This window comes from Microbacterium sp. APC 3901 (genome assembly GCF_030407765.1).
Taxonomy (GTDB): Bacteria; Actinomycetota; Actinomycetes; order Actinomycetales; family Microbacteriaceae; genus Microbacterium.
In genome coordinates this window covers 18420-44609 of sequence record NZ_JASDCU010000021.1, presented here as the reverse complement: position 1 = coordinate 44609, position 26190 = coordinate 18420, and the positions used below count along the sequence as shown (strand labels likewise).

Here is a 26190-nt window from a genome sequence, read left to right as displayed (position 1 = left end):
GCGCGGCTAGACCCGGGCATCCTGTCGGGGGATCAGCACCTGTTTGATGATGATGAGGATGGATGCCGCGACCGGCACCGCGACGAGCGCACCGAGGAGCCCGAGCAGCGTGCCGCCGGCGAGTGCACCGATCACCACGAGGGCTCCGGGCACCGAGACGGCGCGGTTCATCACGCGGGGTGTGATCACGTACGCCTCGATCTGCATGTAGACGAGGTAGACGAGAGCGAACACCAGCGCCGCGACCGGATTGGTGAACAGGGCGAGGCCCGTGCCGATGATCCAGAAGATCACCGATCCGACGAGCGGGATCAGCGTGATGCAGAATGCGACGGTCGCCATGAGCGGCGGGAACGGCAACCCGAGGAACAGATACAGCAGGAATGCGAGCACGGCGTTGCAGAACGCGAGCACGACCATGCCCATGACGTAGGCACCGACAGAGTCGGTGATCTGGTCGGTGATGTCGGCGGCACGAGCGCGATCGCGAGCGGGAGCGAGTCGGAGCATTCCCGCCTTGATCGAGGGCAGGGTCGCGACGAAGTACAGCGTGAGCACCAAGACGACGATGATGCCTGAGATGGCGTTGGCGATCGAGGCGCCGACCTTCAGGGCCCCGCCGCCGATCGCGGCGATATTGCCGGGGTTCGTGAGGAACGACTGCACGTCGGCGACGAGGTCCTGGAACTGATCGCCGAACTGCTCATCGAGCGCCGCATAGATGTCGCTGCGAGTGAACTCCTGGATCATCCCCGGCACGGATCGCACGAAGCTCGCGATCTGATCGATCACGACCGGCAGCACCATCCACACGACGAGGCCCGCGACGACGATGAGCCCGAGGATCGCGACGACCACCGAGACGGCCCGCGACAGCCCGCGACGTTCGAGGAACCGCACGCTGGGGTCGAGGCCGAGGGCGGCGAACAGGGCGAGTGCGATGTAGATGAGCACGGTCGACAGGTTCGCGACTGCCAGGCCGAGCACGATGGCGGCGAGGGCGCCGAGCGTCACCAGGAACCCGAACACGAAGGGGCGGTCGATGCGCGTCCAGAACGAGCGGCTCGGCGTCATCGGCTCGACGACGCCGTGACGAGCGGCGGGCGGAGTGGCCGGGTCGCGTGGGGAGGTCGTCGCGACGACGGTGGCCGTCGAGGCAGGAGAGCTCGCGGATGCAGAGGGGTCAGCGGGTGCGTCGGCCGTCGAGACTTCGTGCGCGGACGTCGCGGACGGGTCGGATGCGGCGTCGGACCCGCTCGACGGCGACTCATGCTCTTCTCGGCTCATGTGCTCACGATAGCGTCCGATCGATGCCAGACCCGGCAGCATCCGCATGGTCACGAAGGGTCGTCCAGCCCCGTGTTTCCGTAGAGTAGGGGGCATGACCGCCGCCGAAGACCCCCGGGCTGAACTCCTCCGACTGCGCTCGAGCATCGACAACATCGATGCCGCACTCATCTTCATGCTCGCCGAGCGGTTCCGCGCGACGCAGCAGGTCGGGCAGCTCAAAGCCGAGCACGAGATGCCGGCATCCGATCCGGGGCGCGAGGAGCAGCAGGTCGCGCGCCTGAAGGCACTGGCCGAGGACGCGCACCTCGACCCGGAGTTCGCCGAGAAGTGGTTCAACTTCGTGGTGGCTGAAGTCATCCGCCACCACACCGAAGCCGCCGAGGGGCGATGATCCGGCCTTCCGGGCGAGTGACAGTGTGTGCAGCACTCACCCGCCCGGGGACCGAACTAAGTTTATTGAATAAACTATGACCGAGGGTACGCAGAACCACCAGGCCTGTCAACCGAATCCGACACCGGGACCGGCACCATGCTGAACGGCGACGACGCACTCGATACGCAGGCCTCGGTGCGCCGCGCGAACCTGCGTCGGGCGCTGCAGCTCGTGTTCCGCAACCCCGGCTCGGAGACGAGGGCGGGGATCGCCCGCGCCACCGGTCTCACGGCGGCGACCGCCTCGTCCCTGGTGGCCGAGCTCATCGATCTGCAGCTGATCGTCGACGGCGAGCAGGCTGCGAGCACAGGCGGCAAGAGAGCGACGACTCTGAGCATCGCGGCCGGACATCACGTCATCCTCGTGCTCGTGATCCGACCGACCGATGCGCGCATCGCGCTGGTCGCGCTCGACGGCACCGAGGTCGAGACCCGGAGCGTCGCGTTCTCCGACGAGTCGCGGGATCAGGCGCTCGACGACGCCGTGGTCGACATCGCGGCCGAGTACTCCGGTCGACTGCTCATCGCCGGGGTGCAGCTGCCGGGCACGACCGACGGACGCCGGGTGTTCGAGAGCGTGCAGCTCGGCTGGACGGATGTTCCGCTCGCCGATCGCTTCGAAGCGGTACTCGGGATCCCCGTGCTGCTTGTCAACGACGTGGATGCCGAGGCGATCGCCGAGGCTGCCAGAGAAGACGAGCCCTCGGGCTACCGGCTGTTCATCCATATCGGCACCGGCATCGGCGCGGCGGTGACTCTCGACGGCGAGCTCGCTCCGGGCCCTCGCGATCGCGCGGGCGAGATCGGTCACGTCCAGGTGGAGTTCGGCGATGACGCGCGGACGTGCCGGTGCGGACGACAGGGCTGCCTGGAGTCGGCGTCGTCGATGACGGCCATGCTCGGCGACGACTTCGACGACTCCATGGACGACGAGGCCATCACGGCGCTCGCCGCGTCTGCCGACGACGAGCACCTGGCGGAGGGAGCACGAGCGCTCGCCCGCACCATCAAGCTCATCGCCGCGGTGCTCGACGCGGCCGAGGTCGTGATCGGCGGACCGGCACGGGCGCTGGGCGACAGGTTCCTGGCCCTCGTTCAGGCAGAGGTCGACTACACAGCGACCGGCACCGCGAACGTGCCGGTGCGATACGCCGACTCGGACGCGTCGATATCGACGGGTGTCGCACAGGTGGCACTCTCGAGCGCGCTGGGCGTGCGCTGGAGTCCGGCGCAGCTGCGCGCAGCATCCGCTCTTCGCGACTGAACTTCAGCGCTCTCTCCTGAGGCCGCTGCGGACGCGAGGCCTCCGCTCAGCGCGGCGAAGCGATCCCGACCAGTGCGGCCACCAGCCCGGCCATCACCAGGATCGCGATTGCGAGGTAATGGACGATCTTGCCGGTGACGAGCATCGGGAGGTCCGGTCCGTCGTACGACGCCGGGTTGAAGAGCGAGCCGCGCGCGCGGAAGCTCCAGCGCATGCCGAATCCGATGCGTCGCAGCGCGTGCGATGGTGCAGCGAACGCCTGTCCGCGCTGCTCGCGAGGCGCCTTCCAAGCCGCTTGCGCCGCGTACCAGGCGATGACGAAGAACGGCATCGCGAGGGACACCGCCCAGGCGATGAGGGCGACGCCGATCAGGGTGCCCATCCCGGGGTCGAGAGATCGGATGAAGAACAGCCCGAGCGCCGCGAGTCCGACTGCTGCCGGAACGAGCACCACGCCCCATCCCCACCCCGGGTGTGCATCGCCTGACGGTCGTCGATCAACTCGTCCCGCATCCTGCCATGTCATATATTGCCCCCCTGCGTCACCACACTAGACGGCGCTCCTCCGCTCCGAGCACCTGAAGAGCGGACCAGCGCCCCCGCCGTTCACAATTCAGCATGAACGGTGTCGATACGCCGGTGTGCGACCGAGGTCGCGCGGATCCATCGATCTCATGCTGAATTGTGAACGCGGGCTGGTACACCCAGCCCGCGCGCCGAGATCTCGTCTCGCGTCCGGGTGATCGCGAGCAGGTTCTACTTGACGCTGCCGGCGGTCAGGCCGCCGACGAGGCGCTTCTCGATGAGCATGAACAGGATGACGACCGGCAGGATCGCCACGATCGAGACGCCGAACACGTACTGCCAGCTGGTCTCGTACTGGCCGACGAACTTGGTGAGCGCGACCGACAGGGGCTGGTTCTTGTCGGTGGAGAGGATGACGAGAGACGCGGCGAACTCGTTCCAGCAGGCGACGAAGGTGAAGACGATCGCGGTCACGATGCCGGGCCAGACCAGCGGCAGGTTGATCTTGAAGAGCACGGTGGAGCGTCCGGCGCCGTCGATCTGGGCGGCCTCGTCGATCTCCTTCGGGATGCCGGCGAAGAACGAGTGCATGATCCACACGGCGAACGACAGGTTGAACGCGGCGTTGATGAAGATCATCGCGGCCCACGTGTCGCTGAGTCCGAGCACCGTGAACTGGCGGAACAGACCCGAGGTGAGCACGGCCGGCTGCAGCATCTGCGTCACGATCACCAGGAACAGGAACACCATGCGCCCGGGGAACTTGAAGCGGGCGGTGTAGTAGGCGGCCGGCAGCGACACGAGGAGCACGAGCAGCGTCGCGAACACGGCGATGATGATCGTCGAGATCAGGTTGTAGGGCAGCGGCGTCTCGGGGGTCGACCACATCGAGATGTAGTTCTCCCAGTGCCACTCGATCGGCAGGTAGGTCGGGTCGACCGAGCGGATCTGCGACTTCGTCTTCACGGAGCCGAAGAACATGATCAGGTACGGCAGCACGAAGATCGCGAGCACCAGGATGCCGGCGGCCATGCGCAGGATGACGCGGGGCAGCGTGACCTGGTCTTCGGTGTACCTGCGCTTGCGCCCGGGGATGCGGGGGGCGGCGTCGTCGCCTGCGGTGGTGACGAGGGCGGTCTCGGTCAGAGTCATGATCAGACCTCCTTCATGGGCTTGACAGCCTTGACGTAGATCGCGACGATCACGATCACGATGAGGAAGGCGACGACCGAGAGCGCGCTCGCGACGTCGACCTTCTTCTGCAGCTCGATGTACTTGAAGATCATCGTCATGATCGTGTCGGCGCCGTAACCGGGGATGGACCCCGTCATCACCTTGAGGATCGGCAGCGAGTTGAAGACGTTGATGATGTTGATGAGCACCGCGACCGCGAGGGCGCTGCGCAGCTGCGGCAGCACGATGGTCCAGTAGGTGCGCGTCGCCCCGGCGCCGTCCATCTTCGCGGCCTCGAGGGTGTCGGACGGAACCGTCTGCAGCCCGGCGAGGATCGTGTAGGTCGTGAACGGCAGCGACACGAAGATCGCGATCACGATCGACCATGCGAACGCGGTGGCCGGGTTCTTGGTCCAGCCGTAGCCGACCGCGTCATCGGACAGCCCGATGTCGTAGAGGAACTTGTTGAAGACGCCGAAGTACGGCTCGAGGCTGTAGTAGAAGACCATCGTCGTCATCACGACGGATGCCGCCCACGGCACGATGACCGCCATGCGCACGATCTGCCGACCCGGGAACGCCTTGTTGAGGATCTGGGCGAGGCCGAGTGAGATCAGCACCGTGAAGGTCACGACCGCGACGACCCAGATGATCGTGCGGAAGATGATCGGCCAGAACTCGGCGAACGTGAACACCGTCACGAAGTTGTCGAAGCCGACCGAGCCCTTGTCGAGGCCCGAGAGCGATATGTCGCGGGTCGAGTTGAAGAACATCACTCCGGCGGGGAACAGCACCACGCCGATGATGAGCAGCAGTGCCGGAGCGATCCAGGGCAGCGCCTGGAGGAGGTCCTTCCCGCCGGGCTTGCCGCGGGCGGCACCTGGTCGGCGCCCCGGGGTGCGGGGGCGGCCGGTGGCCGCCCCCGCGAGGTTCGAGGATTCTTTCGTCTGGCTCATGGGAATACCCGAACCTCTCCGTCGCGTGGTGTGGGCAGGGTCAGCGGGCCTCAGCCCGCGTCGACCTGTGCCTGGATCTCTGCCAGGACGTCCTGGGCCGGCTTCGACTGCAGCTGGCCGAACAGCGCCTTGAAGGCTCCGTCTGCGGCCGACCACTTCGCGTTCGTCGACGGGTAGAACTGCGCGTCGGGCAGCACGTCGAGGAAGGGCTTGAGGGCCTCTTCGCCGGCGAGCTGCTCGGCGCCCGACTTGGTGACGGGCAGGAAGCCCTCGGCCTGTACCCACGGCACGTAGACGTCTGCCGAGTAGTAGTAGTCGAAGAACTTGGTGATCGCCTCCTGCTTGTCACCGTCGTTCTGGAACGCCATCAGCTGGTCCATGACGCCGAGCGTGAACGGCGAGCCGTCTTCGGTCGGGATCGGGACGATCGAGTAGTCGAGCTCGGGGTTGCCCTCTTCGATCTGACCCACCGTCGGCGGCAGGCCGACCTGCATGCCGATCTTGCCCTGGATGAAGATGTCCATCAGGGGCGAGCGCTGCGTCGAGCCGGGGTCGGCCTGCGTGGCGCCGGCGTCGATCATCTTCTTGATCTGCTCGGCACCCGCGAGGTTCTCGGGGGTGTCGATCGTGATCTCGGAGGCATCGCCGAATGAGCCGCCGCCGCCCCACAGCCACACGGCCGCCTCGGCCTGAGCCTCTTCAGACCCGAGCGGCATGCCGTAGCCGGCCACGCCGCCACCGAGCGCCGACACCTTGGTCGCGGCATCCAGCAGCTCATCCCAGTCGGTCGGCGCTTCGACGCCGGCCTGCTCGAGGAGCGCGTTGTTGACGAACAGGGCACGGGCCGATGCGATCAGCGGCAGGGCGTAGGCGGTGCCGTCGACCTCGGCGTTCGCGAGGAACGCGTCCTGGAAGTCTGAGTAGGTCTCCTCCGAGACCACGTCCTCGACCGGGTAGAGCAGCTCGTCGCCGACGAATCCGGCGAACGGTCCGCCGTTGTAGATGTCGGGGGCCTCACCGGCCTGGATCTTGGTGGAGACGACCTTCTCGAGGTTGTCCCACGACTGCACCTCGAGGTCGACCGTGATGTCGGGGTTCTCGCTCTCGAACCCGTCGATCACGTCTTCCCACAGACCCTTGGTGGCGTCGGAGTAGCTGGGCACCAGAAGGTTGAGCGTCGTCTCGCCCTCGGCGTCTCCGCCGCCTCCTGTCGAGCCGCCGAACCCGCACGAAGCGAGCGTGAGCGTGGCGGTCGCCGCCAGGGCGACGGCACCGAATCGCAGTGACTTCTTCATGTGTATTGCATTCCTCACTGTGTAGGTGGTGCACAGTCGCAAGCACAACTCACGCGACGGTGCGTGTGATCGCCTTCGCCGGTGGCTGGGCGATCGGTTCAAGCCGGGTCGGCTCGAGGAACCCTCCGTGGACCGGATCTGCAGAGGGGCGGTGGAACTTGTTCGATTATTTGTCAGGAGAATAAACAAATCAAGAGGAACCTTGCATGATTTCCTCGTGTCGAAATACTATGATCGAATCAACCTCTAAACAATCACAAACTTGCAACATCTGGTCCGGAGGGCCCAACATGACCGAACTTCTGCCCGGCGCACACATGCGCGAAGAACTGAACTCGCAGCCCGAGACCTGGGCCCGCGCCGCCGATCTCCGGGATGCTCAGGCGCTGCTGCCGGCATCCGGAGCCCGTGTCGCGGTCGTCGGATGCGGCACGTCGTGGTTCATGGCGCAGTCCTATGCGTTCCTGCGCGAGACCGCGGGGCAGGGCGAGACAGACGCCTTCGCGGCATCCGAGTCGTTCGTCGACCGCGGCTATGACGCGGTCGTCGCGCTGACGCGCTCGGGCACCACGACGGAGGTGCTCGAGCTGGTCGAGCGCATCAAGGGCCGCGTGCCCACGATCGGCGTGATCGGTGACGAGAAATCGCCGCTGGTCTCGCTCGTCGACGACGCTGTGCTGCTGCCCTTCGCCGATGAGAAGTCGGTCGTGCAGACGCGCTTCGCGACCACCGCGCTGGCACTGTTCCGCGCCTCGCTCGGCGAAGATCTCACGGGCGCGATCGAGGATGCCGCCGCCGTGCTCGCCGCGGACTACGACGACGAGCTGCGCGATGCCGAGCAGTACTCGTTCCTCGGTCGTGGCTGGACCGTCGGTCTCGCGCACGAGGCCGCTCTGAAGATGCGCGAGTCGTCGCAGTCGTGGACCGAGTCGTACCCGTCGATGGAGTACCGTCACGGTCCGATCGCGATCGCGGCGCCGGGCCGCGTGACCTGGCAGTTCGGCCAGGCACCGGAAGGATTGGCCGCGCAGGTCGAGGCCACGGGAGCGCGCTTCGTGCAGCATCCGGTCGACCCGCTCGCCGATCTCGTGCGTCTGCACCGCGTCGCCCTTGATCGCGCGGTCGCCAAGGGTCTCGACCCCGATCAGCCGCGCAACCTCACGCGATCCGTCATCCTGGATGCATGACCCGATCCACCCGCGGAGAGTTCGATGACCAGCCCTGAGGATGCCGCGAGCATCGCCGATGTCGTGAGCGACGCATCGGGTGAGAAGCTCGCCTCCGCGCGTCCACTGGGCAGCGGCGCTCCGGTGCTGGCCTTCGACGTCGGCGGCACCGACATCAAGTCGGCGCTGTTCGACGCCGACGGCACGGCACTCGGCCTGCGTCGTACACCGACGCCGGTGGCCGACGGAGATCGCACCGAGGTGCTGATCGAACGGCTCGGAGTGCTCGCCGCCGAGCTGCGGGCGGACCACCCCGACGTCGTTCCGCAGGCGGCGGGGCTCGTGGTGCCGGGGATCGTCGACGCGGATGCCGGACTCGGCGTCTTCGCGAGCAACCTCGGCTGGCACGACTCGCCGCTGCGCGACCTCGCATCGGCGAAGCTCGGCCTGCCTGTGGCGTTCGACCACGACGTTCGCGCGGCGAGCTGGGCCGAGCACCGCCTGGGCGGGGCTCGTACGTACTCGAACTCGGTCGTGCTCGTGATCGGCACCGGCATCGCCGGCGCGCTTCTCGTGGGCGGGGAGCCGTACACGGCGGGCGGTTACGCGGGTGAGATCGGTCATTCGCCGATCGCCGACGGCCCCGTGTGCGCGTGCGGTGCGCGGGGCTGCCTCGAGGTGGTCGCGTCGGCCGGTGCCATCGCGCGCCGCTATCGAGAGGCGACCGGCATCACCCCCGACGGCGCCAAAGACGTGATCGCCCGGGCCGCTGCCGGCGACCGGATCGCCTCGGAGATCTGGAACTCGGCGCTCGACGCCCTCACCCTGTCGCTCGCGCAGCTGACGGCGGTCGTCGCACCCGAAGCGATCGTGATCGGCGGCGGGCTCTCCCGCGCCGGTGGCGCACTCTTCGACGAGCTGCGAGCCCGACTGGCCGAGCGGCTCAGCTTCCATCGGATTCCTGAGCTCGTGCCCGCCGAGCTCTCGGGCAACGCCGGCATCCTGGGCGCGGCACTGCGCGCGAGGGAGCTCGCATGATCCTCACCGTCACCCCGAATCCCGCACTCGACCTCACCTGGCACGTCGACCGACTCACTCTCGGCGAGACGCACAGGGCGGATGCCGGCGCCGTGCGTGCCGGCGGCAAGGGGCTCAACGTCGCCAGGGTCGCCCACGCTCAGGGCGCTTCGGTGCTCGCGGTCTCGACCGCCGGCGGTCGCAGCGGCGTCGAGCTCGCCGCCGAGCTCGGTGCCAGCGGGGTGCCGCACCGGTTGGTCCCTGTGGTGGGAGCGACTCGGCAGAGCATCGCCCTGGTCGACGAGGCGCTCGGAGACACCACGGTCGTCAACGAGCGAGGTGTGAACCCGACCGATCCCGAGTGGGCCGCGCTGCTCGGCGAGGTGGTCGACGCTCTGCCCGGCGCGCAGGTCCTGGTGATCTCGGGCAGTCTTCCACCCGGGGCACCCGAGACGCTGCTGCCCCTGCTGATCGGCACGGCGAGAGACGCGGGCGTGCCGGTGATCGTCGACACGTCCGGTCCCGCGATGCTGCGCGCGGCGGATGCCGGAGCATCCGTCCTCAAACCCAACGCCGCCGAACTGGTCGAGGCGACCGGCATCACCGATCCGGTCGCGGGCGCCCGCTCGCTGATCGAGCGCGGCGTCGACCTCGTGCTGCTGTCGCTCGGCGCCGAGGGCATGCTGGCGGTCACGGCATCCGAGGTGCTGCACGCCCGTCTCGATGCTCCGCTCGCCGGCAACCCGACCGGAGCCGGTGACGCCGGAGTGGCCGCCTGCGCGGTGCTCTATGCCGACGGCATCCGCGACCCCGCAATCATCCTGCGACGCGCGACCGCCTGGTCGGCGAGCGCCGTGCTGATGCCGCTCGCCGGCGAGATCTCCGACGAGTGGGAGGCGCTCGAACAGCGTCTGCTCGTCGCCCCCTACGACCCCATCGTTCGAGAGGACCCTCTGTGACCCTGGTCTCCGCCCGCGAACTGGTGACCGATGCCGCAGCACGCGGCACCGGCATCGGCGCATTCAACGTGATCCACCTCGAGACCGCCGAGGGGCTCGTGCGCGCCTCCGAGGCAGCGCGCCTGCCGGTGATCCTGCAGATCTCGCAGAACTGCGCCGACTATCACGGGGGTCTGGAGCCGATCGCCCTGGCGACCCTCGCGGTCGCCCGTCGGGCAGCGACGCCGGTCGCCGTGCACCTCGACCACGCCGAGCGCCCCGAGCTCGTCGACGAGGCCATCGCCCTCGGATTCGGCTCGGTCATGTTCGACGGCGGTGCGCTGCCCTATGACGAGAACGTGGCGATCACGGCTGCCGTCGCCGAGCGGGCTCATGCGGCAGGCGTCTACATCGAGGGCGAGCTGGGCGAGGTCGGCGGCAAAGACGGCGCCCATGCACCCGGCGTGCGCACCGACCCCGACGAGGCGCGCGCATTCGTCGCAGCGACCGGCGTCGATGCGCTCGCCGTGGCCGTGGGGTCATCGCACGCGATGACCGACCGGACGGCATCCCTCGACCTCGAGCTGATCGCCCGACTGCGCGAGGCGCTTGAGCGCAGCGGTCGTGACGAGCGGGCCGTGCCGCTCGTGCTGCACGGATCGTCGGGAGTCGCGGATGCCGTGATCGCCGACGCCGTGCGCGCGGGAATGACCAAGATCAACGTCTCGACGCACCTCAACGGCTTCTTCACCCGGGCGATCCGCTCGACGCTCGACACCGATGAGAGGCTCGTCGACTCGCGCAAGTACCTCACCCCCGCGCGCGATGCGCTCGCCGGCGAAGCCGCACGGATGCTGCGCCTCTTCGCCCTCGAACCCGCCGGAGTTGCGGGGTGACCAGCGTGAGCACGGGCAGGATGGTGACATGAAGCGCGCCGCCCGTCTGAACGCGATCCTCGACCTCCTGGCCGCGGACGGCGAGGTGAACGTCGACGAGCTCGTCGAGCGCTTCGGCGCCTCGGCTGCCACCACCCGTCGCGATCTCGACTCACTCGCCGAGCAGCGTCTGCTCACCCGCACGCACGGAGGGGCCGTCGCGCACTCGGTCGCCTACGAGCTGCCGATCCGCTACAAGAGCCACCAGCGCTCGCACGAGAAGGAGAGCATCGCCCTGGCTGCCGCCGCGCTCGTCGCGCCGGGCATGGTCGTCGGGTTGTCTGGCGGGACCACGACCACGGCCATCGCCGCAGCGCTCGCCGCCCGCGACGATCTCGCCGCAGGGACGGGCATCACGGTCGTCACCAACGCCGTCAACATCGCGGCGCAGCTCGCGACCCGACCCGACATCAAGGTCGTCGTGACCGGCGGGGTGATCCACTCGCGCAGCTACGAGCTGGTGGGCCCGTTCGTCGAGCAGCTGCTGAGGGGTGTACGGCTCGACATCGCCTTCATCGGAGTCAACGGCATGGACGCCGCAGCCGGTGCCACCACGCAGGACGAACGCGAAGCCGCGGTGAACCGCATGATGGCTGAGCGAGCCCGCCGTGCCGTGGTCGTCACCGACAGCAGCAAGATCGGCACGGTGGCGTTCGCGGCCGTCGGCGGCCCGGAGCTGTTCCCCCTGCTGCTGACCGACGGCGGGGCGGATGCCGCGGCGCTCGCCGCGTTCCGCGACGCGGGCTACGAGGTTCTGACCGCCTGACCTGCGTGTCGCGCTGCGGACTCCTGGTGGGGGTGCCGCGACCCTGCTCGCGGCACCCCCGGAGTAGATGGTGTCCTGTCGTTCCCTCACACTCCCCAGTGCACGAGGGTTTCCCCAATTCGACTGCGCCTCCCTCGCGCTTCGTCTCCGAAGCCCTTCGCCGGCACCTTCTGGAGATAAGGAGCGGGGTATCGATGTTCTGATACATCGACTGGAGCAAAGTTTCAGAGTCCGCTTCCGTGGCACTGGAACGGTGCACGGAGTCCGGTGGATTCGGCTGCCGCCGCCAGCGCGACGGCCGGTCGTGCACCCGCCGCCAGCTCGATGTGCACGGCGCCGAGCAGCTCGCAGGCGACGTCGTCTGCCACCACCACGGGAGCCGCGATGACGCAGCCGGTGCCGGCGTGCAGCCAGACCCGCGTCATGCCCAGTGCCTCCTCGCCCCAGCGCACCGATGAGCGGCCCAGCTCGCACGCCGAGAGCACCACGGTGTCGGGCGCGCGCGAGATCAGGTCGACGTCATAGCCGAACAGCGTGCCGTCGTGGAGTTCGAATCCCGAGAACAGCGGGTTGTCGACGGCGTGGCGACCGTGGGCGGCGATGTGCAGCACGTCGACCTGCTCGGCGAGCTCGGTGACGGCCGACACCCGTGCGCGCTCGCCGGTCAGCATCCGGGCGTCGGTCCACGCCTCGGCGGCCACGTGCACCTCCTCCTCGGCCCGCGCGACCCGGGGTCCGGTCGCGAATCCGGCCGTCGGAGCCGATGCCGCTGCGTCGTGCACGCGCCGGGGCGCGCCGCGCGAGGAGTCCGGTGCGGAAGGGGGCGAGGAGGAATCGGGTCGTCGAGGCGGTTGCCCGAGAAGGCGCGACACCGAGGTCGCGATCGTGAACGGCGTTCCGCTCATGCCGGGGAGCATCGCCCAGGGGATGCCGCCGAGGATGCCCGGAACCGTCACAGCGAGACGAGCGACCCCTCCCGCCGCCGCACGGGCCGGTGCGAGCAGGGCATCGTCGAGCCGGCGCAGCCTCTCGTCGAGCGATCGTGCCACGACAGGGGCCATCGGCCCACGGCGGGTGAGAGCGGCCACGTCGAGGTCGGCGCGGAGTCCGTCGAGAGCGGCCTCGACGCGCGGCAGCGACAGCTCGACGATCGACGAACCGGATGCCGTCACCACGACGCAGAGCAGCTCCGTGCGCGTGAAGACGTAGGCGAGGATCGCCGTCTCGCCGTCGAGACGAGCCCTGGCCTCGAGCAGTCCGAGGCGCTGGTGGTTTCCGCCGACACCGGTCGACGACCACTGGCGGTCGCGCACCCGATCGCGCAGCTCGCGCACACGCGCATCGGTCGTCCAGTCCGACCCCGCGAGGTCTGCGCGCAGCATCCGCAGTTCGGCGAGGTCGGCAGAGAGGTCTGCGTCGTGCGGCGGCCGCACCGGAGCGACCTGCTGGCTCAGATGCCTGGCGCGCTCGGACCACTCGAACAGCACCTCGGGGTCGCGCGATCGTGCGGCGGCGGCGAGCCCCGTGAACATCAGCTCGGTGCCGTGCATCGCGACGGACGCCTGCAGGTCGAGCGCGCCGAACGACTGCTGCCAGGCGGTGAGCAGGTCGAGGCCCTCGGCTGCGGCGCGGCGAGCAGCGGCATCCCTGCCCGCAGACGCCGCCCGCATCGCACGCACCTCGTGCGCTCGCAGGCGCAGCGGCGTCGGGGCGTCGGAGGAGAGCCGCGGCAGCCGACCGCCGTCAGTGAGGCGTGCCGTGAGAGACAGGGCCGTGGCCTCGGTGCGAAAGCCTCCGCGGGCGAGCGCTGCGGCGGTGCGCGCGAAGTCCTCGGCCTTCGGCAGGGCCTTGGGGTGGGCAGCCAGCCGGGCCTCCAGCCGCACCGCCTCGGCCCGGGCGGCCCAGCTCTCGCTCCCCAGAGCCGCGAAGCGACGGGATGCGGTCGCGGCTGCCCGCTCGGCGGCAGCAGCGTCGTGGCGCAGCAGCGATCGTGCGAGGTGGAACTCGGCTTCGCCACGCGCCTGGCGCATGCGCTGTGCGCCGAACCGCGCCGCGACCGCGCCGAGCAGTTCCTCGGCCTCTGTCGTGAGGCCCGCATCGCGCAGCACTTCGGCGCGGTCGAGGTCGCTGATCGCTGCGGCGAGGTCGCTCGTGGCGGCGAGGATCGGCCGCGATCGGGTCATCAGCCCGAGCGCTATGACGAGGTCGCCGCCGAGCAGTGCGGCGTAGCCGAGGTTGTGGCGGGCTTCGGCGAGCGGCGCGTCTGCCCCGTGCGCCTCATACGCAGCGATCGCCCGTTGCAGGTCGGCCACGCAGTCGTCGAGCCGGTGTCGCTGCATGGTGACGACCGAGCGGCTCATCAGGCAGTTCGCGCTCTCGATCGAGCCCTCATCGAGTCCGTCGATCGCCTTCGTGAGGAGCAGGTCGGCCTCATCCAGGCGTCCCCCGTGAGCGAGCAGCGTACCGAGCTGCCCGTTCGCGAGCGCGATCGTCTCATCGCTGAGGCCAGGGCGCGACAGCGCTTGTCGTGAGAGCCGCTCGGCCGCCGCCGGCTGGCCCGTCTGGGCGAGCACGTAGGCCATGGTCCCGTCGATGCGTGCGCGCAGATCGCCGTCGTCGGTGCGCGCGGAGGCGGTAGTCAGCGCACGCCGCGCCTGCGCGAACCGTCGGGAGTTGGCTGCGTCGACGCCGCGCTGATGCAGCTCGAGAGCAGACAGGGGCATCGCACCAGAATGCCGGTATGTCTGGTCTCAGGGAAGGCTTGCGGCCGCATCCGTGTCTCAGGTCTGGCCGACCACCGTGCCGAGCCCTCCGCGTCTACCCGCCCGTCACCGGCGACGGCAGTGTCTTCAGCACCGCCGCGACGGCCTTCGCCGCGGCAGTCGCGGTGACGCCCTGTGCGGGCACCGAGCCCAGCTGTGCGGCGATGCGACCCGCGACGTACGGTGCCGAGAACGACGTGCCGCTCCAGATCGCGAAGCCTCCGCGGTAGTCGTCGGGGTCGATCGTCTCGCGGCGCAGCCCGTCGACATCCGCCCTGGTACTCGCCTGCTCGCCTCCGACGAACGCCGGTGACGTGCTGACCACGGCGGCGCCGGGCGCGTACACCTGCACCCACGGGCCGATGTTCGAGAACAGCGCGACCGATCTGGCCGACGGGTTCAGGGCTCCGACCGACACGTGCGGGGCGTCCTTGTCGCGGGGGATGCCGTTGTCGGCTCCGGGCCAGGGCCAGAGGGATGCCGGGAAGGACGGCCGGTCGATCGCGTCGTTGCCCGCCGAGCAGACCACCACGCACCCGAGCTCCCGCGCCGTCGTCAATAGGGCGTGCAGCGTCGTGCTGAAGAGGCCATCCGTCGGCGTCTCGTGGTAATACCCGAGGGACAGATTGAGGACGTCGATCGGATGCCCTGTCGAGGGGTCCTCCCGGTGTCGCCGCAGCAGCTCGACGACCTGGGCGACCGTGGTCAGGAACGTGCTCTCATCGATCACGCCGAGCGCGCCGGCCAGGCGGATCGAGACGATGTCGGCGTCCGGCGCCGTCTGACGGATGATTCCGGCGATGAACGTGCCGTGCCCGGCGACCGCGTCGATCTCTCCGTCGAGCTGCCCGTAGAGGTCGGGGTAGCGCTCGGGGTCGGCGTCGTCGGTGAGGCCGATCGGCACGCCGTCGAGCGCGAGCTGCCGGGTGACGATGTCGTCCGGCAGCCAGTCGTGCACTCCGCATCCGGTGTCGAGCACGGCCACCACCGGGCGGCGGCCTCGTTTCGGAGCGGCGGTGCGCTGCGGAGCCGGCCCGAGCCAGGTCACCGGCTGACGGGCGCCGCGTCCCGGCTCGAGGTAGTCGTCGCTGCCGCCGGCCCCTGCTCCCGCGCCGCGCACCGGGTTGGTGCGCGTGAACGGGTTGGTGCGGGTGAAGGGATTCGTGCGGGTGAACGGGTTGAGTCCGACCGGATCGATCGACAGCACGTGCTCGAGGCTGGTCCTCGGCATCGGCGTGCCCGAGCTGCGGCGGGCGCGCTGCAGCACGCGCCACGCATCGGGCGGCACCGGAGACTCGCCGCGGGTCGGTTCGTCAGGCGTGGTCAGGCGGGCGCGGAGGAAGCCGGGAACTCCGGGAACCAGCGGATCGGCCGCGCGGAGAGCATCCGGCGATTCGATCTCGAGATTCCAGCCGAACGAGCCGGCCGCGTCGCGCAGCTCACGGATCTCCTGGTCGTAGGCCTCCTGACCGTTCTCCTGATCCTGCGTGATCAGCAGGCGCTCCTGCAGATACGCCGTGGGGAACGCCCTGACGCCGTCGACCGGTTCGACCGAGGGATCGAGAGCCGTCCCCCGTCTGATCGATCCCTCGGCTCGGTCCTGCCAACTCCACCCCTTGGGCTGCTCCATCGTGGGTCCTCTCCTCGCGGGCGGACCCGCGTCCTGTGCGGGAACTCCCGCAGTGTGCGCGGGTCGTCCCGCGACGGATCACAACTCGAACTGCGGGGTCGTCACGGTTCGCTCCTGATCGCCGACGGTCGTGTGGAGACGCACGAGGGTCAGTCCGTCCGGCACCTCGTCGAAGATGAAGCGTCCGGTGTCGCTGGCCGTCGTCGAGCGGATGTGCTCGCCCTGCGCGAGTTCGATCGCACGCGATGTCGAGTCGACCCAGCCGTCGACGCGGTGCGCGCCCGTCGCGGTGCGGGTGACATGCAGCAAAATGCTGGTCGTGCCGTCGCTGAACTGCAGGGTCAGCGCGTCGGCGTCACCGCGCACGGCGCCGAGCGGCTCCTCGATCAGGGTGAGCAGCGCGTACTCCTCCGACAGGCCCTCGGCCGCGACGGTCGCGATCATGCGATCGATCAGGGCGGCGGGCATCGGATCGACGTCGCGCCAGAGTGCGCGCAGCTGCGCGAACAGCTCGGCATCCTCGTGGTTGTCGCTGCCGTCGGCGCCGTCGTTCTCGCTCATGAGCTGCCCTCCGTTCGTGGTGTCGGCTCGTCGAGCAGGTCGCGCAGCTTCGCGAGGCAGCGCTGGCGGGTGGGGCCGATGCTGCCGATGGGCATCGCGAGGTCGGCGGCGAGGCGGGCGTAGTCCGGTCGCTCCTCGAAGGCGATCACACGCAGCAGGCGCTGGCATCGGTCGGCGAGGCGATGCACCGCAGCCCAGAGCCGGCGGTTCTCGTCTCCGACGGTCGCATGGTGCTCGGCCGACTGCTGCGCAGGAAGCAGTGCGTCGAGGGCATCCGACTCCGTGGCATCGACCCTGTTGTGCGCCTTGCCCGCCCGCCAGGCCTCGCGGCGGGCGGTGGTGGTGAGCCAGGCCGAGACCGCTTTCGGGTCGCTGATCGACCGATGCCCCCGAACCAGTTGCAGCCACGTCGTCTGGATCACGTCTTCGGCCAATGTGCGGTCGAGTCCGTAGGCGCGCACGACATGCCAGAGCACAGGCGTCATCAGCCGCACGAGGTCGTCCATCGCGCGGCTGTCGCCGTCCCGCCATGCGTCGAAGAGTTCGGCGGCTCGCTTCCAGCGGGCCGCTCCGTCGTCCGGTGCAGGATCGAGGCCGGCGCCACCGGGTGCGCCGTCGATCATGAGTCCCATTGTGATCACACCAGTCAGGAGCACGGCAAGAGCCTGCTGATACATGGACTCGGTGTTTTTTCCGGGGCGTGAGGGCGGATCCTCCGGGCCGGTCAGCGTCGGGGCGCCGTCTCAGCGTTAGCGTGGAGGGGTGATCGCTCTCTCCGTCGTGCTCTTCCTCAACGCCGCCTTCAACGTGCTGGTGTGGCCCCGCTTCTACAAGCGCGTCGCGACAGACCCCAGGGCTCGGGATGCCGACGGCAAGGCCACGACATTCTTGAAGGTGCATGCGGTGCTGATCGCGATCGCCCTGGTGCTCGCGCTGGTCTCGGTGATCGTCGGCGTCGCGGCGCTCGCCGGAGCGCTCTGACGATCAGTGTTCTGGCGGTCGGCGCCCTGGTCAGCCCGAAGGCGCTCAGGAGCGGGTGACCGGCTGCTGCAGCTCGGTGATCCAGTCGGCCTGATCCTCGGATTCCGACCGCAGATAGACCTCGCGACACGCTCCGACAGCGGTGGCGCCGCCGTCGGAGATCGCCTCGTTCAGCGCCTGCCAGCTGTCGTCGATGGTCGCCATGGTGCCGAGGTGCGTGGCGGTGAACGCCGACTCGACGGCCGGCAGCTCGACGACGACGAGCCCGTCGACGGCGGGGCCGTCGTAGACGAAGCCGACCGTGATGCGCACACCGTGGCTGTCCATGTCGTACTCGGCGACGGGGAGTCCCGGCGTCGCCCCCGCATCGCTGAGGGCGTCGGCCACCCGGTCGAACAGCGGACCCACGACAGCCGCGACCTCGGGTTGCGACGCGACGGTCTCGGTCAGCGACGCGAGTCGTACGAACGGGAGCGGCTTCTCGCTGATCTCCATGGCTGACATCATCGTCTCCTCAGGTCGGGGTGCGTGACGCCGATCCTACGCGCGGACGCCGACATCCGTCACGGGCGATCGAGCTCGTACTGCTTCGCGTGCTCGGCCCAGCGCGACTCGACGGGCAGAGCGCGCAGCGCGCGGTTGCCCAGGGCGAGGGCGACGGCGACGATGCAGAGCGCCGCGCACACGAGGATCGTCCATTCGCGACCGATCCAGGTGAGGCCGAAGCCGGCGATCAGAGGAGCGAGCGGCATGGCGCCCATTCCCAGCACGCCGGCCGCGCTGTTGGCCCGACCCAGCAGCTCGGTCGGCGTCGCGACCATGAAGTACCCCATCATCCCGGCGTTGAGCGCCGGAAGCAGCACCACCGAGGCTCCCAGCACGATGACGATCGCCCATGGCTCGGTGACCGTCGCGAGCACCACCGTGCCGACGGCGCCGCCCGCGAGGCCGGCGATCGCGAGCACTCCGGTGCGGATGCGCGGAACGAGCAGCGGCGCGACGACGGCGCCGGCGAGCATGACCGCGCCGACCCCCGCACCGAGCGAGCCGATCAGGAGCTCGGAGTATCCGGCCTGCTGGAGCGCGTACATGACGGTCGTGATCGCGGCGTTGAAGCCGAGGTTGACGATCGTGATGATGACGAGCACGCCGCCCAGGTCGGGGCGCGAGAACAGCCAGGCGAACGCCTCGCGCAGCTCGGCCCACGCGCTGGTCCTGGCCGGGGCGACCACCGCGGCGTCCGCCCCCGTGTCCGCGATCCCGGCGCGGCGCGCCTCTCGCCGCAGCATCCATGCCGTGACTGCCGCGACCGCGTGGCAGAGCGTCATGACGACGCCGACCAGCCAGCCGCCGACGCCGAGCAGGAGTCCGCCCAGAGGGCCGCCGGCCAGCTGCAGTGCGGCATCCCGCCCCTGGTTCGCGGCCTGAGCCCTGCCCATCGCCTCGTCGGGCACGATCTCCTTGATCGCGCTCTCGCCGGCGACGTCGAAGAGTCCGCCGCGAGCTGCGAGCAGAATGTTCGCCGCGAGCAGGGTGCCGAAGGTGAGGGCATCCGCGAGAGCAAGCAGGGTGAATGCTGCCGCCAGCAGGATGCCGGTCAGCGAGCCGATGAGCATGAGCAGGATGCGACGATGCCGGTCGGCCAGGACGCCGCCCACGAGGGTGAGCGCCAGCCGCGCGATCATCCCTGCACCGCCGATGACGCCGGCCTGCGCAGGGTCGTTCGTGACGATCAAGGCGAGCAGCGGGATCGCGAAGGCGAACAGGGTCGCCGCGAGGCCCTTGCTCGTGTCGCTCACGAGCCAGGTCAGATACCGGGCGTTGCGCCAGAGCCGGTGGGGTGCGGTCACGGTCGTCGTCATGGTGAAGAGAGTAGTTCCGCAAGAAGACTTGCGCAACTACTCTTGCGCAAATCTTCGTGCGAGTAGGATCGACCCATGGGCGAGGGCATTCACGGCGAAGATCCCGTATGGATGACGACGGCCATGCTCAAGGCCTACACGCATCCCCTGCGTCGACGGATCCTTCGTCTGCTCGCCCGACGCCACCACATGCGCGCGGCCGACATCGCCGCCGAGCTCGACGTCGCCGCGAACAGCGTCAGCTTCCACCTGCGCACTCTCGCTGACGCGGGCCTCATCGTCGAGGCTCCGGAGCATGCGCGAGATCGTCGCGACCGCGTCTGGGCGCCGGTGAAGGGCGCGATGAGCGTCGGCGACCCCGACCATCCGGTGGCCGACGAGGAGCTCGGGGGAGCCGTCGTGCGCGCCGTGGCCGCCGAGCACCAGGACCTTCTCCAGCGCGTGATCGCGTGGTCGCCCGAGTACTACGGGGGTCGAGCCTCGGGCATCCACGCCGTGTTCCAGCAGCGGACCACCCGGCTCACCGAGGCCGAATTCACGGCGGTGATGGAGATCTTCGACAGGGCGGTGGCCGAGGCCGAAGCCGCGCACGATGACGACGACCCGGAAGGTCGCTTCTGGCAGATCGATCTCGTCGCCGCGGACGACACGATCTGACCCCTACGCGCCCTCCGGCTCCGACTCTTCCTCGCCCTCCGCTTCGTCGTCCGTGCCGCGGAGTCCGCTGAGGATCAGGATGCGACGCAGATGCATCGCCGCGAGCACGCCTGGTCCCATCGAGCGGTGCACATCGATCGTGCGCGCGTCGACCGTCTCGAGGAGCAGCCGGATCGCACGGGCCGCCTCGCCGCGGGCGCGGTGATCGTCCGGCGTCAGGGGGTCCTGCTGTGCGATGACCTCGGCGACGGCATGGCATGCGGCCGAGAGGGGTTCGGGCAGTGCGGCATCCAGTTCGAGTGCTCCTGGACGCGCCCAGATCGTGTCGGCCACCTCATCCGAGATGTCACGTATCAGGTGAGCGATCCGATCGAGGCGCGTGAGCTCCTCGTGGATGTGCCGGGTCTCGCCCCGGCCCCCGAACGCCCTTGGATTGCCGCGGCGGCTGTCATCGGCATCCGACAGTGCGGTGCGAAGCGCCGAGGTGGTGTCGGCGAGGGAGGCGGAATCGACCGCCCACCGCTCGGTCTCGGGGGGCCAGGATTCGGACACTGCGGAGCCGATGTCGCGCAGGTGGTCGCTCAGCTGCTCGCGGAATGCGTCGATCCGTGCGACTGCCGTGAGTGTGAGGGGCGCCGGGGCGATGACCACGTTGACGATCAGTCCGACTGTCACTCCGAGGGCCATCTGCACGAGGTAGCCCAGCGAGTACTCGTCGGCGTCCTGGCCTCCGACGATCAGCACGAACAGGGCGGCGATCGGCACGTACTCTCGGCCGATCCCGAACCAGCCAGTGCCGGACACGAGCACGCCGACACCGACCACCGCAGGGATCGTCCACCATGTCGGACCCACCGTGAGCACGACGATCGTCGCGAGGCCGATGCCGGTGGCGAGGCCGAGCAGCGTCTGCAGGCCCGAGCGTGCCGAGCCCATCAGCGTCGGATACATGCTGATGAGGGCGCCGAGCGGTGCGTAGTAGGGGTACTCGTCGGTGACCCCTGGCGTATGCGGGGCGATCAGCCAGGCGAGCCCCACCGCGAGGGTCGTCTTGGCCACGAGCAGCAGGCGCGCCGGCAGCACGGCCTCGTGCAGCGACCGGGCGATCCCTGCGCGGCGCGCGCGGAGTCGTGAGGTGAACGTCGTCACGGCATCCTTTCGTGATCCTGCCGAAAGGACGACGCTAGCCGCCCGGCTTCGTGTCGCCCACCGGGTTGCTTCTCGCGCTCACGCCGGGTAGCACGCCACGCACACGACGACGCCGGTCGCCCCGTGAGGAGCGACCGGCGCCGAGCGATCACCGACTGATCAGGGGATGGCCCTGCGGAAGGCGAGGAACGAGATGCCCGCGAGCACCACCGTGGCGACGAGGCCCCACAGTGCGAGACCGAGAGCGCCGGCGTCGAGGATTCCCCGCCACACCTCAGCCCACAGCTCGAGTCTCGTGGCGAGGAAGGCGAGCCCCACGAGGATGAGGCCCAGACCGACACTCGCGATGGTGAGCACGGTGGGTCCCCAGCTCTTGTAGATCGTCGCCCCGGTGAAGCCGAAGACGAACAGGAAGAGGGCGAGGGTGAAGTAGACGGTGAACGCGCCGAGCGGGCCCGCCTCCCACAGCCACGGCAGGTAGAACACGTATCCGTTCACGCCGTAGCCGTTCGTCAGCGTCTCGATGCCGCCGCCGATCAGGAAGACGACGCCCATGAGCGCGCTTCCGAGGATGGCGGTGAGCAGCGTGCCGAAGTAGAAGTCGCGTCGGGTGATGCTCATCGCCTGCGAGAACGGGAAGGTGAGGGTCATCGCCGAGAGCCCGATGGCGAAGAAGTACCAGAGCGGGGCCTGGCCGCCGCCGCCGTACTTCGGCTGGTCGCCGGGGATCATCGCGTAGATCAGCACCGAGATGACGACGGCGGAGCCGAGCACGATCAGCGGAACCCAGATGAACGTCTGGCGGTTGATCAGCTGCAGGCGGATGACATTGAGTGTGCGTCGCATCAGCGGACCTCCTCTTTCGCGGCGGAGGCTCTGCCGGCAGAGCCCGCCTCGGCCTTCTGGGTGAGACGCACGATCAGCTGCTGCAGCGAGACCGGGGCCAGATCGAGACCGGATGCCGTGACCTCGGCGCGCTCGGCCGGCGACAGTGCTCCGAGCACGGTGACGGAGGCGACTCGACCGAGAGCCTCGCGGTGCAGCACCTCGCGATCGGCGGCCCAGGCGTCGACCTTGCCGGCCTCGCCGACCACGGTGACGGCGCGGTCGCGCACGGCATCCGTGTCTTCATCGAGCAGGATCCGCCCGTTGTCGATCACGATGACCTTCTCGATCAGGTTCGACACCTCGTCGATCAGGTGCGACGACAGGATGATCGTGCGCGGGTGCTCGGCGTAGTCCTCGAGCAGCCGGTCGTAGAAGATCTGCCTGGCGACCGCGTCGAGTCCCAGGTAGGGCTCGTCGAAGAAGGTCAGCTCGGCACGGGAGGCGAGACCGATGATGACTCCGACGGCCGAGAGCTGGCCCCGTGAGAGCTTCTTGATCGTCTGCTTCATCGGCAGCTGGAACTGCTCGATGAGCTCGTCGGCGAGCTCCTGGCTCCAGTTGCGGAAGAACAGGCTCGCGGCCTTGAAGGCATGACGCGGGTAGGCGTCATCCGGGTACTTCTGGCTCTCGCGAACGAAGCAGACCCGGTTGAGGACGTGCGTGTTCTCATAGGGGTGCTCGCCGAAGACGCGCACGGTGCCAGACGACTCGAAGTTCTGCGCGGTCAGGATCGACATGAGCGTGGTCTTGCCGGCTCCGTTGCGACCGAGCAGTCCGTAGATCGCGCCGCCCTCGAGGGTGAGCGACACGTTGTCGAGCGCGTTCTTCTCCTTGTAGTGCTTCGTGAGGTTCTGCACCTCGATGACGGCGGTCATGCGGGGGTCTTCCCTTCTGTCTGTCGTGCCGGTGATGTCTGTGGCTCCCGGGCCGCGCGCTCGCGGAGCAGTGCGGCAAGGTCGTCGGTGCCGAGCCCCAGCGTGCGGGCCTCGGTGAGAAGCGGGTCGATGTAGCGATCGGCGAAGGCCGCGCGGCGTTCGCCGAGCAGCAGGTCTTTCGCGCCGGTGGCGACGAACATGCCGATGCCGCGGCGCTTGTACAGAACTCCCTTGTCGGTGAGCATGGCGACTCCCTTGGCTGCTGTTGCGGGATTGATCCGGTAGAAGCCGGCGAGCTCGTTCGTCGACGGAGCCTGTGCTTCTTCCGCGAGCGAGCCGTCGAGGATCGAGTCCTCGATCTGCTCGGCGATCTGGAGGAAGAGCGGCTTGCCTTCTTCGATCACGAGTCCTCCGCTGGTTAGTGGGTTAGTTACTCGACTAGGTAACCACTGAACCCGGATCGTGTCAACCCGTTTCTCGGCCAGGCAGTCGTGCGGGGTCAGTCCTGCATCCGAAACGCCGCGTTACGGTGCAAAACTGACCCCGCCTGGCTGGTGCGGTGCGGAACTGACCCCGCCTGGCTGGTGCGGCGGCGGTGGTGGTGGTGCCCGGCGGGCGCGGTGTCAGCCGCGGAGGTCGCGGGCGCGGAATGCGAAGACCGACGCCACGACGAACACGAGAGCCAGGCCCCAGGTGAGGGCGAGCCCACCGGCATCCACGCCCTCGGCCAGCGGCGGCTGGCGGTAGACCCAGGCGTAGGGGGAGAGCGCGTTCACCCACTCGAGGTCGTCGGACTGCCGGGCGATCGCCTGCAGCACGTACCCGAGCACGGCGATTCCTGCGCCGACGCCGGTCGCCCAGATGCGGCGGCCGGTCGCTGCGCCCGCGAGCAGAGCGGCGGATGCGGTGAGGAACGAGAGCCCGGTGAGCGCAGCGCTCGCTCCGACGATGCGCCACCCCTCGAGGCCGAGCTCGGCCGAGTCGTTCAACGCCCAGACGACGAACCCCGAGAAGGCGCCGAGCCACAGGAGTCGCACGAGCACGGCGACGGCCGACTCCAGCGCATACTGACCACGACCGATGCCGTGCGCCAGGTCGAGCTCGGCCCGTCCGCTCTCTTCGGCGCCGGCGATGGCCGACGACCCCCAGGTCACCGCAGCGATCGTCAGCAGAAGAAAGCCGATCAGGCCGAAGAACGTGCTCTGCGCGTATCCGGCGCCGGTCGCGATCTGGTCGTACCCGAGGGTGTCGACGAGTTCCTTGGGCAGCGACGAGATCATGGCCTCGAGTTGGCCGTCGCCCGCGAGGCTCGGATACAGCGGCAGGTAGAGGAACAGCACCGCGGCGAGACCGGCGGTCCATCCGAGCAGGCTTCGCCAGGACTCCTGCAGGCTGCGACGGAACACCGGCAGGATGCCGTTCATCGCTGCTCCTCCCTGTCGCGCCGCGATCGTCGGGTCGCAGGTCGGGCGGATGCCGGCGTGGCAGAGGTGCCGTACAGACGCAGCACCGACTCTTCGAGGTCAGGTTCCTCCACCGTCAGATCGCGCACCTCGAACCGGGCGAGCACCTTGAGGAACGGGTCGATCGCGCCGTCGACGGTGCCGGAGAGGCTCAGGATGCCGTCGGCGTCGCGCGCCTCGACTCCGGTGAGGCCGGGCACGCTGTCGAAGTCGGCCCGGGTGGACGCGGCATCCGTCGTGGCGATCTCGACGCGCACCCGTCGGATCGAACCCAGCCGCAGCGAGGCGACATCGCCGTCGGCGACGACCCGTCCGTTCGCGAGCACCGCGACCTCGTCGGCGGACTGCTGGATCTCGCTGAGCACGTGAGAGCTCAGCAGCACGGTCTGCCCGGCGTCCTTCGCTTCGCGCACCATCTGCAGGAACTCACGCTGCACCAGTGGGTCGAGACCGCTGGTGGGCTCGTCGAGGATCAGCAGCTCGGGCCGGTGCATGAAGGCTTGGATCAGCCCGACCTTCTGCTTGTTGCCCTTCGACAGCGTGCGGACGGGCCGCGTCAGGTCGACGCCGAGCCGGTCGGCCAGCTCGCGGCCGGTGCGCAGTGTCGCCGCGGAATCGCGCTCGCCGGAGACCTGGGCGTAGAACGCCAGCATCCGGTGCCCGCTCGATCGCCCTTCGAGGTGCAGCTCGCCCGGCACGTAGCCGATGCGCCGGCGCAGCGCTGCGCCGCCGTGTCGCGGGTCCTCTCCGAGGACGCGCACCGAGCCGGATGACGGGCGGATCACGTCGACGAGCGTGCGGAGCGTCGTCGTCTTGCCTGCGCCGTTGGATCCGATCAGCCCGAAGACCGTACCCGGTCGCACGTGCAGGTCGAGCTCGTGCAGCGCGATGCGACTGCCGTAGCGCTTATGCAGGCGGTCGATCTCGATGGTGTCGGTCATGATGCGTCTCCTCTCGGGGCGTTCCCCTCGGCTGCGAGTGCGTCTCGCGCTCCGTCGAGCAATGCGGTCGTCGAATAGATGCCGTGGGTGAGCAGTTCGAGCGTCGGCAGAGTGGTGCGCAGGAGTCCGGCCGGGCTCAGCTGGTCGGTGCCCAGAGCGCGAGCGATCTGCGCGCGCATGACGACCGGGGCGAGTCCGATCAGCGTCAGGAGCATCGTCGTCATCTCGGGGTCGCTCATCGGCTCGAGCATCCCCGCCTCGCGCTGGTCGGAGAGCACATCGCGGGTGTTCGCCAGGAAGCTGTCGAACAGTCGATCGGCCGCGGCTGATCCGTCGGCGAGCATGCGCGCGAGGTAGTCGATGTACGGACCGTAGCGCTCGAGGTCGTTGAGGGCGGTGCGGATGCGGTCGCGGGTCGGCGCGACGATGAGGTCGTGATCCTCGTCGATGAAGACGCCGACCACATAGTCGTCGCAGGCCGTGCGCAGGGCGTTCTTGTCGCCGAAGTGGTGCACGACCAACGCGGGGCTGACGCCGGCCTCCCTGGCGATCGCGCGCATGCTCGCTCCGTCGTATCCGTCGCGGGCGAAGGCGGCGATGGCGGTGTCGCGGATGCGGGCACGAGCCGTGAGATCGTCAGAAGCTGAACGCATGTACAGCAGAC

Annotated in this window: 27 protein-coding genes; 9 read left to right on the top strand and 18 right to left on the bottom strand. The window is 69.1% G+C overall.

Annotated features, from left to right (window positions below; genetic code table 11):
- Positions 1-6 precede the first annotated feature (6 nt).
- A complete protein-coding gene (locus QMA07_RS16110) occupies positions 7-1287 on the bottom strand; it encodes an AI-2E family transporter (RefSeq protein ID WP_290163747.1) in 1281 nt (426 codons plus the stop codon).
- 94 nt (positions 1288-1381) lie between these two features.
- Here QMA07_RS16110 and QMA07_RS16105 point away from each other — a divergent pair, with 94 nt between their 5' ends.
- Entirely contained in the window at positions 1382-1681 is a 300-nt protein-coding gene (locus QMA07_RS16105) for a chorismate mutase (RefSeq protein WP_042541193.1), read from the top strand.
- A gap of 138 nt (positions 1682-1819) precedes the next feature.
- Positions 1820-2986, top strand: coding sequence for an ROK family protein (locus tag QMA07_RS16100; protein ID WP_290163744.1), 1167 nt, complete (start codon positions 1820-1822; stop codon positions 2984-2986).
- A gap of 46 nt (positions 2987-3032) precedes the next feature.
- Here the strand turns inward: QMA07_RS16100 and QMA07_RS16095 are convergent, their stop codons facing one another.
- The 4 genes from QMA07_RS16095 to QMA07_RS16080 all read right to left on the bottom strand — a co-directional run bounded on the left by QMA07_RS16095 (position 3033) and on the right by QMA07_RS16080 (position 6935).
- Positions 3033-3440, bottom strand: a complete 408-nt coding sequence (locus tag QMA07_RS16095; RefSeq protein ID WP_290163742.1) for a hypothetical protein — start codon at positions 3438-3440, stop codon at positions 3033-3035.
- Positions 3441-3742: 302 nt separating this feature from the next.
- Positions 3743-4663, bottom strand: a complete 921-nt coding sequence (locus QMA07_RS16090; protein WP_290163740.1) for a carbohydrate ABC transporter permease — start codon at positions 4661-4663, stop codon at positions 3743-3745.
- Positions 4664-4665: 2 nt separating this feature from the next.
- A complete protein-coding gene (locus tag QMA07_RS16085; RefSeq protein WP_290163738.1) occupies positions 4666-5640 on the bottom strand; it encodes a sugar ABC transporter permease in 975 nt (324 codons plus the stop codon).
- A gap of 50 nt (positions 5641-5690) precedes the next feature.
- Entirely contained in the window at positions 5691-6935 is a 1245-nt protein-coding gene (locus QMA07_RS16080) for an extracellular solute-binding protein (protein WP_290163737.1), read from the bottom strand.
- A 290-nt stretch (positions 6936-7225) separates the two neighbouring features.
- On the opposite strand from QMA07_RS16080, the gene QMA07_RS16075 reads away from it, so the two are divergent.
- From QMA07_RS16075 to QMA07_RS16055, 5 genes are read left to right on the top strand one after another with little or no spacing between them, the layout of a single operon-like run.
- Complete coding sequence (locus tag QMA07_RS16075) at positions 7226-8122, top strand: sugar isomerase (RefSeq protein WP_290163735.1); 897 nt, start codon at positions 7226-7228, stop codon at positions 8120-8122.
- 24 nt (positions 8123-8146) lie between these two features.
- A complete protein-coding gene (locus QMA07_RS16070; RefSeq protein WP_290163733.1) occupies positions 8147-9139 on the top strand; it encodes an ROK family protein in 993 nt (330 codons plus the stop codon).
- Entirely contained in the window at positions 9136-10077 is a 942-nt protein-coding gene (locus QMA07_RS16065) for a 1-phosphofructokinase family hexose kinase (RefSeq protein ID WP_290163731.1), read from the top strand. Before QMA07_RS16070 ends, QMA07_RS16065 begins: the two co-directional genes overlap by 4 nt.
- The gene (locus QMA07_RS16060; protein WP_290163729.1) at positions 10074-10952 is read left to right on the top strand and encodes a class II fructose-bisphosphate aldolase; all 879 of its coding nucleotides are present in this window, start codon (positions 10074-10076) and stop codon (positions 10950-10952) included. Before QMA07_RS16065 ends, QMA07_RS16060 begins: the two co-directional genes overlap by 4 nt.
- A gap of 28 nt (positions 10953-10980) precedes the next feature.
- The gene (locus tag QMA07_RS16055) at positions 10981-11757 is read left to right on the top strand and encodes a DeoR/GlpR family DNA-binding transcription regulator (protein ID WP_290163727.1); all 777 of its coding nucleotides are present in this window, start codon (positions 10981-10983) and stop codon (positions 11755-11757) included.
- A 224-nt stretch (positions 11758-11981) separates the two neighbouring features.
- Here the strand turns inward: QMA07_RS16055 and QMA07_RS16050 are convergent, their stop codons facing one another.
- The 4 genes from QMA07_RS16050 to QMA07_RS16035 all read right to left on the bottom strand — a co-directional run bounded on the left by QMA07_RS16050 (position 11982) and on the right by QMA07_RS16035 (position 17333).
- A complete protein-coding gene (locus tag QMA07_RS16050) occupies positions 11982-14480 on the bottom strand; it encodes a CHAT domain-containing protein (protein WP_290163725.1) in 2499 nt (832 codons plus the stop codon).
- Between the two features lie 94 nt (positions 14481-14574).
- Entirely contained in the window at positions 14575-16149 is a 1575-nt protein-coding gene (locus QMA07_RS16045; RefSeq protein WP_290163723.1) for a S8/S53 family peptidase, read from the bottom strand.
- A gap of 78 nt (positions 16150-16227) precedes the next feature.
- Positions 16228-16710, bottom strand: a complete 483-nt coding sequence (locus tag QMA07_RS16040; RefSeq protein ID WP_290163721.1) for a hypothetical protein — start codon at positions 16708-16710, stop codon at positions 16228-16230.
- Entirely contained in the window at positions 16707-17333 is a 627-nt protein-coding gene (locus tag QMA07_RS16035) for a sigma-70 family RNA polymerase sigma factor (RefSeq protein ID WP_290163720.1), read from the bottom strand. Before QMA07_RS16035 ends, QMA07_RS16040 begins: the two co-directional genes overlap by 4 nt.
- A gap of 139 nt (positions 17334-17472) precedes the next feature.
- Between QMA07_RS16035 and QMA07_RS16030 the strand changes: the two genes are divergently transcribed.
- Positions 17473-17691, top strand: a complete 219-nt coding sequence (locus QMA07_RS16030; RefSeq protein WP_140035740.1) for an SCO4848 family membrane protein — start codon at positions 17473-17475, stop codon at positions 17689-17691.
- 45 nt (positions 17692-17736) lie between these two features.
- Here QMA07_RS16030 and QMA07_RS16025 read toward each other — a convergent pair whose 3' ends face one another.
- The gene (locus QMA07_RS16025) at positions 17737-18195 is read right to left on the bottom strand and encodes a GyrI-like domain-containing protein (RefSeq protein ID WP_290163718.1); all 459 of its coding nucleotides are present in this window, start codon (positions 18193-18195) and stop codon (positions 17737-17739) included.
- A gap of 59 nt (positions 18196-18254) precedes the next feature.
- Positions 18255-19553, bottom strand: a complete 1299-nt coding sequence (locus QMA07_RS16020) for an MFS transporter (RefSeq protein ID WP_290163716.1) — start codon at positions 19551-19553, stop codon at positions 18255-18257.
- 75 nt (positions 19554-19628) lie between these two features.
- Here QMA07_RS16020 and QMA07_RS16015 point away from each other — a divergent pair, with 75 nt between their 5' ends.
- Entirely contained in the window at positions 19629-20210 is a 582-nt protein-coding gene (locus QMA07_RS16015; RefSeq protein WP_290163715.1) for a winged helix-turn-helix domain-containing protein, read from the top strand.
- Between the two features lie 3 nt (positions 20211-20213).
- Here QMA07_RS16015 and QMA07_RS16010 read toward each other — a convergent pair whose 3' ends face one another.
- The 7 genes from QMA07_RS16010 to QMA07_RS15980 all read right to left on the bottom strand — a co-directional run bounded on the left by QMA07_RS16010 (position 20214) and on the right by QMA07_RS15980 (position 26179).
- Positions 20214-21359: an aromatic acid exporter family protein gene (locus QMA07_RS16010; protein ID WP_290163714.1), complete on the bottom strand. Its 1146-nt coding sequence runs from the start codon at positions 21357-21359 to the stop codon at positions 20214-20216.
- Positions 21360-21518: 159 nt separating this feature from the next.
- Positions 21519-22205, bottom strand: a complete 687-nt coding sequence (locus QMA07_RS16005) for a hypothetical protein (RefSeq protein WP_290163713.1) — start codon at positions 22203-22205, stop codon at positions 21519-21521.
- Positions 22205-23122 carry an ABC transporter ATP-binding protein gene (locus tag QMA07_RS16000; RefSeq protein ID WP_290163711.1) on the bottom strand — a complete coding sequence of 306 codons (918 nt, stop codon included), beginning with the start codon at positions 23120-23122 and terminating at the stop codon, positions 22205-22207. The genes QMA07_RS16005 and QMA07_RS16000 overlap by 1 nt, the downstream gene beginning before the upstream one ends.
- Positions 23119-23526 (bottom strand): GntR family transcriptional regulator, encoded by a 408-nt coding sequence (locus QMA07_RS15995; protein ID WP_290163709.1) that lies wholly within the window; start codon positions 23524-23526, stop codon positions 23119-23121. Before QMA07_RS15995 ends, QMA07_RS16000 begins: the two co-directional genes overlap by 4 nt.
- A 219-nt stretch (positions 23527-23745) precedes the next feature.
- The gene (locus QMA07_RS15990) at positions 23746-24546 is read right to left on the bottom strand and encodes an ABC transporter permease subunit (RefSeq protein WP_290163707.1); all 801 of its coding nucleotides are present in this window, start codon (positions 24544-24546) and stop codon (positions 23746-23748) included.
- The gene (locus QMA07_RS15985) at positions 24543-25526 is read right to left on the bottom strand and encodes an ABC transporter ATP-binding protein (RefSeq protein WP_290163705.1); all 984 of its coding nucleotides are present in this window, start codon (positions 25524-25526) and stop codon (positions 24543-24545) included. The genes QMA07_RS15990 and QMA07_RS15985 overlap by 4 nt, the downstream gene beginning before the upstream one ends.
- The gene (locus QMA07_RS15980) at positions 25523-26179 is read right to left on the bottom strand and encodes a TetR family transcriptional regulator (RefSeq protein WP_290163703.1); all 657 of its coding nucleotides are present in this window, start codon (positions 26177-26179) and stop codon (positions 25523-25525) included. The genes QMA07_RS15985 and QMA07_RS15980 overlap by 4 nt, the downstream gene beginning before the upstream one ends.
- Positions 26180-26190 lie beyond the last annotated feature (11 nt).

What these genes read in the sequence shown, in the direction of transcription:
- QMA07_RS16110 (WP_290163747.1), bottom strand. Translation starts at nt 1,287, where the DNA reads ATGAGCCGAGAAGAGCATGAGTCGCCGTCGAGCGGGTCCGACGCCGCA.
- QMA07_RS16105 (WP_042541193.1), top strand. Translation starts at nt 1,382, where the DNA reads ATGACCGCCGCCGAAGACCCCCGGGCTGAACTCCTCCGACTGCGCTCG.
- QMA07_RS16100 (WP_290163744.1), top strand. Translation starts at nt 1,820, where the DNA reads ATGCTGAACGGCGACGACGCACTCGATACGCAGGCCTCGGTGCGCCGC.
- QMA07_RS16090 (WP_290163740.1), bottom strand. Translation starts at nt 4,663, where the DNA reads ATGACTCTGACCGAGACCGCCCTCGTCACCACCGCAGGCGACGACGCC.
- QMA07_RS16085 (WP_290163738.1), bottom strand. Translation starts at nt 5,640, where the DNA reads ATGAGCCAGACGAAAGAATCCTCGAACCTCGCGGGGGCGGCCACCGGC.
- QMA07_RS16080 (WP_290163737.1), bottom strand. Translation starts at nt 6,935, where the DNA reads ATGAAGAAGTCACTGCGATTCGGTGCCGTCGCCCTGGCGGCGACCGCC.
- QMA07_RS16075 (WP_290163735.1), top strand. Translation starts at nt 7,226, where the DNA reads ATGACCGAACTTCTGCCCGGCGCACACATGCGCGAAGAACTGAACTCG.
- QMA07_RS16070 (WP_290163733.1), top strand. Translation starts at nt 8,147, where the DNA reads ATGACCAGCCCTGAGGATGCCGCGAGCATCGCCGATGTCGTGAGCGAC.
- QMA07_RS16065 (WP_290163731.1), top strand. Translation starts at nt 9,136, where the DNA reads ATGATCCTCACCGTCACCCCGAATCCCGCACTCGACCTCACCTGGCAC.
- QMA07_RS16055 (WP_290163727.1), top strand. Translation starts at nt 10,981, where the DNA reads ATGAAGCGCGCCGCCCGTCTGAACGCGATCCTCGACCTCCTGGCCGCG.
- QMA07_RS16050 (WP_290163725.1), bottom strand. Translation starts at nt 14,480, where the DNA reads ATGCCCCTGTCTGCTCTCGAGCTGCATCAGCGCGGCGTCGACGCAGCC.
- QMA07_RS16045 (WP_290163723.1), bottom strand. Translation starts at nt 16,149, where the DNA reads ATGGAGCAGCCCAAGGGGTGGAGTTGGCAGGACCGAGCCGAGGGATCG.
- QMA07_RS16040 (WP_290163721.1), bottom strand. Translation starts at nt 16,710, where the DNA reads ATGAGCGAGAACGACGGCGCCGACGGCAGCGACAACCACGAGGATGCC.
- QMA07_RS16035 (WP_290163720.1), bottom strand. Translation starts at nt 17,333, where the DNA reads ATGATCGACGGCGCACCCGGTGGCGCCGGCCTCGATCCTGCACCGGAC.
- QMA07_RS16025 (WP_290163718.1), bottom strand. Translation starts at nt 18,195, where the DNA reads ATGTCAGCCATGGAGATCAGCGAGAAGCCGCTCCCGTTCGTACGACTC.
- QMA07_RS16020 (WP_290163716.1), bottom strand. Translation starts at nt 19,553, where the DNA reads ATGACGACGACCGTGACCGCACCCCACCGGCTCTGGCGCAACGCCCGG.
- QMA07_RS16015 (WP_290163715.1), top strand. Translation starts at nt 19,629, where the DNA reads ATGGGCGAGGGCATTCACGGCGAAGATCCCGTATGGATGACGACGGCC.
- QMA07_RS16005 (WP_290163713.1), bottom strand. Translation starts at nt 22,205, where the DNA reads ATGCGACGCACACTCAATGTCATCCGCCTGCAGCTGATCAACCGCCAG.
- QMA07_RS16000 (WP_290163711.1), bottom strand. Translation starts at nt 23,122, where the DNA reads ATGACCGCCGTCATCGAGGTGCAGAACCTCACGAAGCACTACAAGGAG.
- QMA07_RS15990 (WP_290163707.1), bottom strand. Translation starts at nt 24,546, where the DNA reads ATGAACGGCATCCTGCCGGTGTTCCGTCGCAGCCTGCAGGAGTCCTGG.
- QMA07_RS15985 (WP_290163705.1), bottom strand. Translation starts at nt 25,526, where the DNA reads ATGACCGACACCATCGAGATCGACCGCCTGCATAAGCGCTACGGCAGT.
- QMA07_RS15980 (WP_290163703.1), bottom strand. Translation starts at nt 26,179, where the DNA reads ATGCGTTCAGCTTCTGACGATCTCACGGCTCGTGCCCGCATCCGCGAC.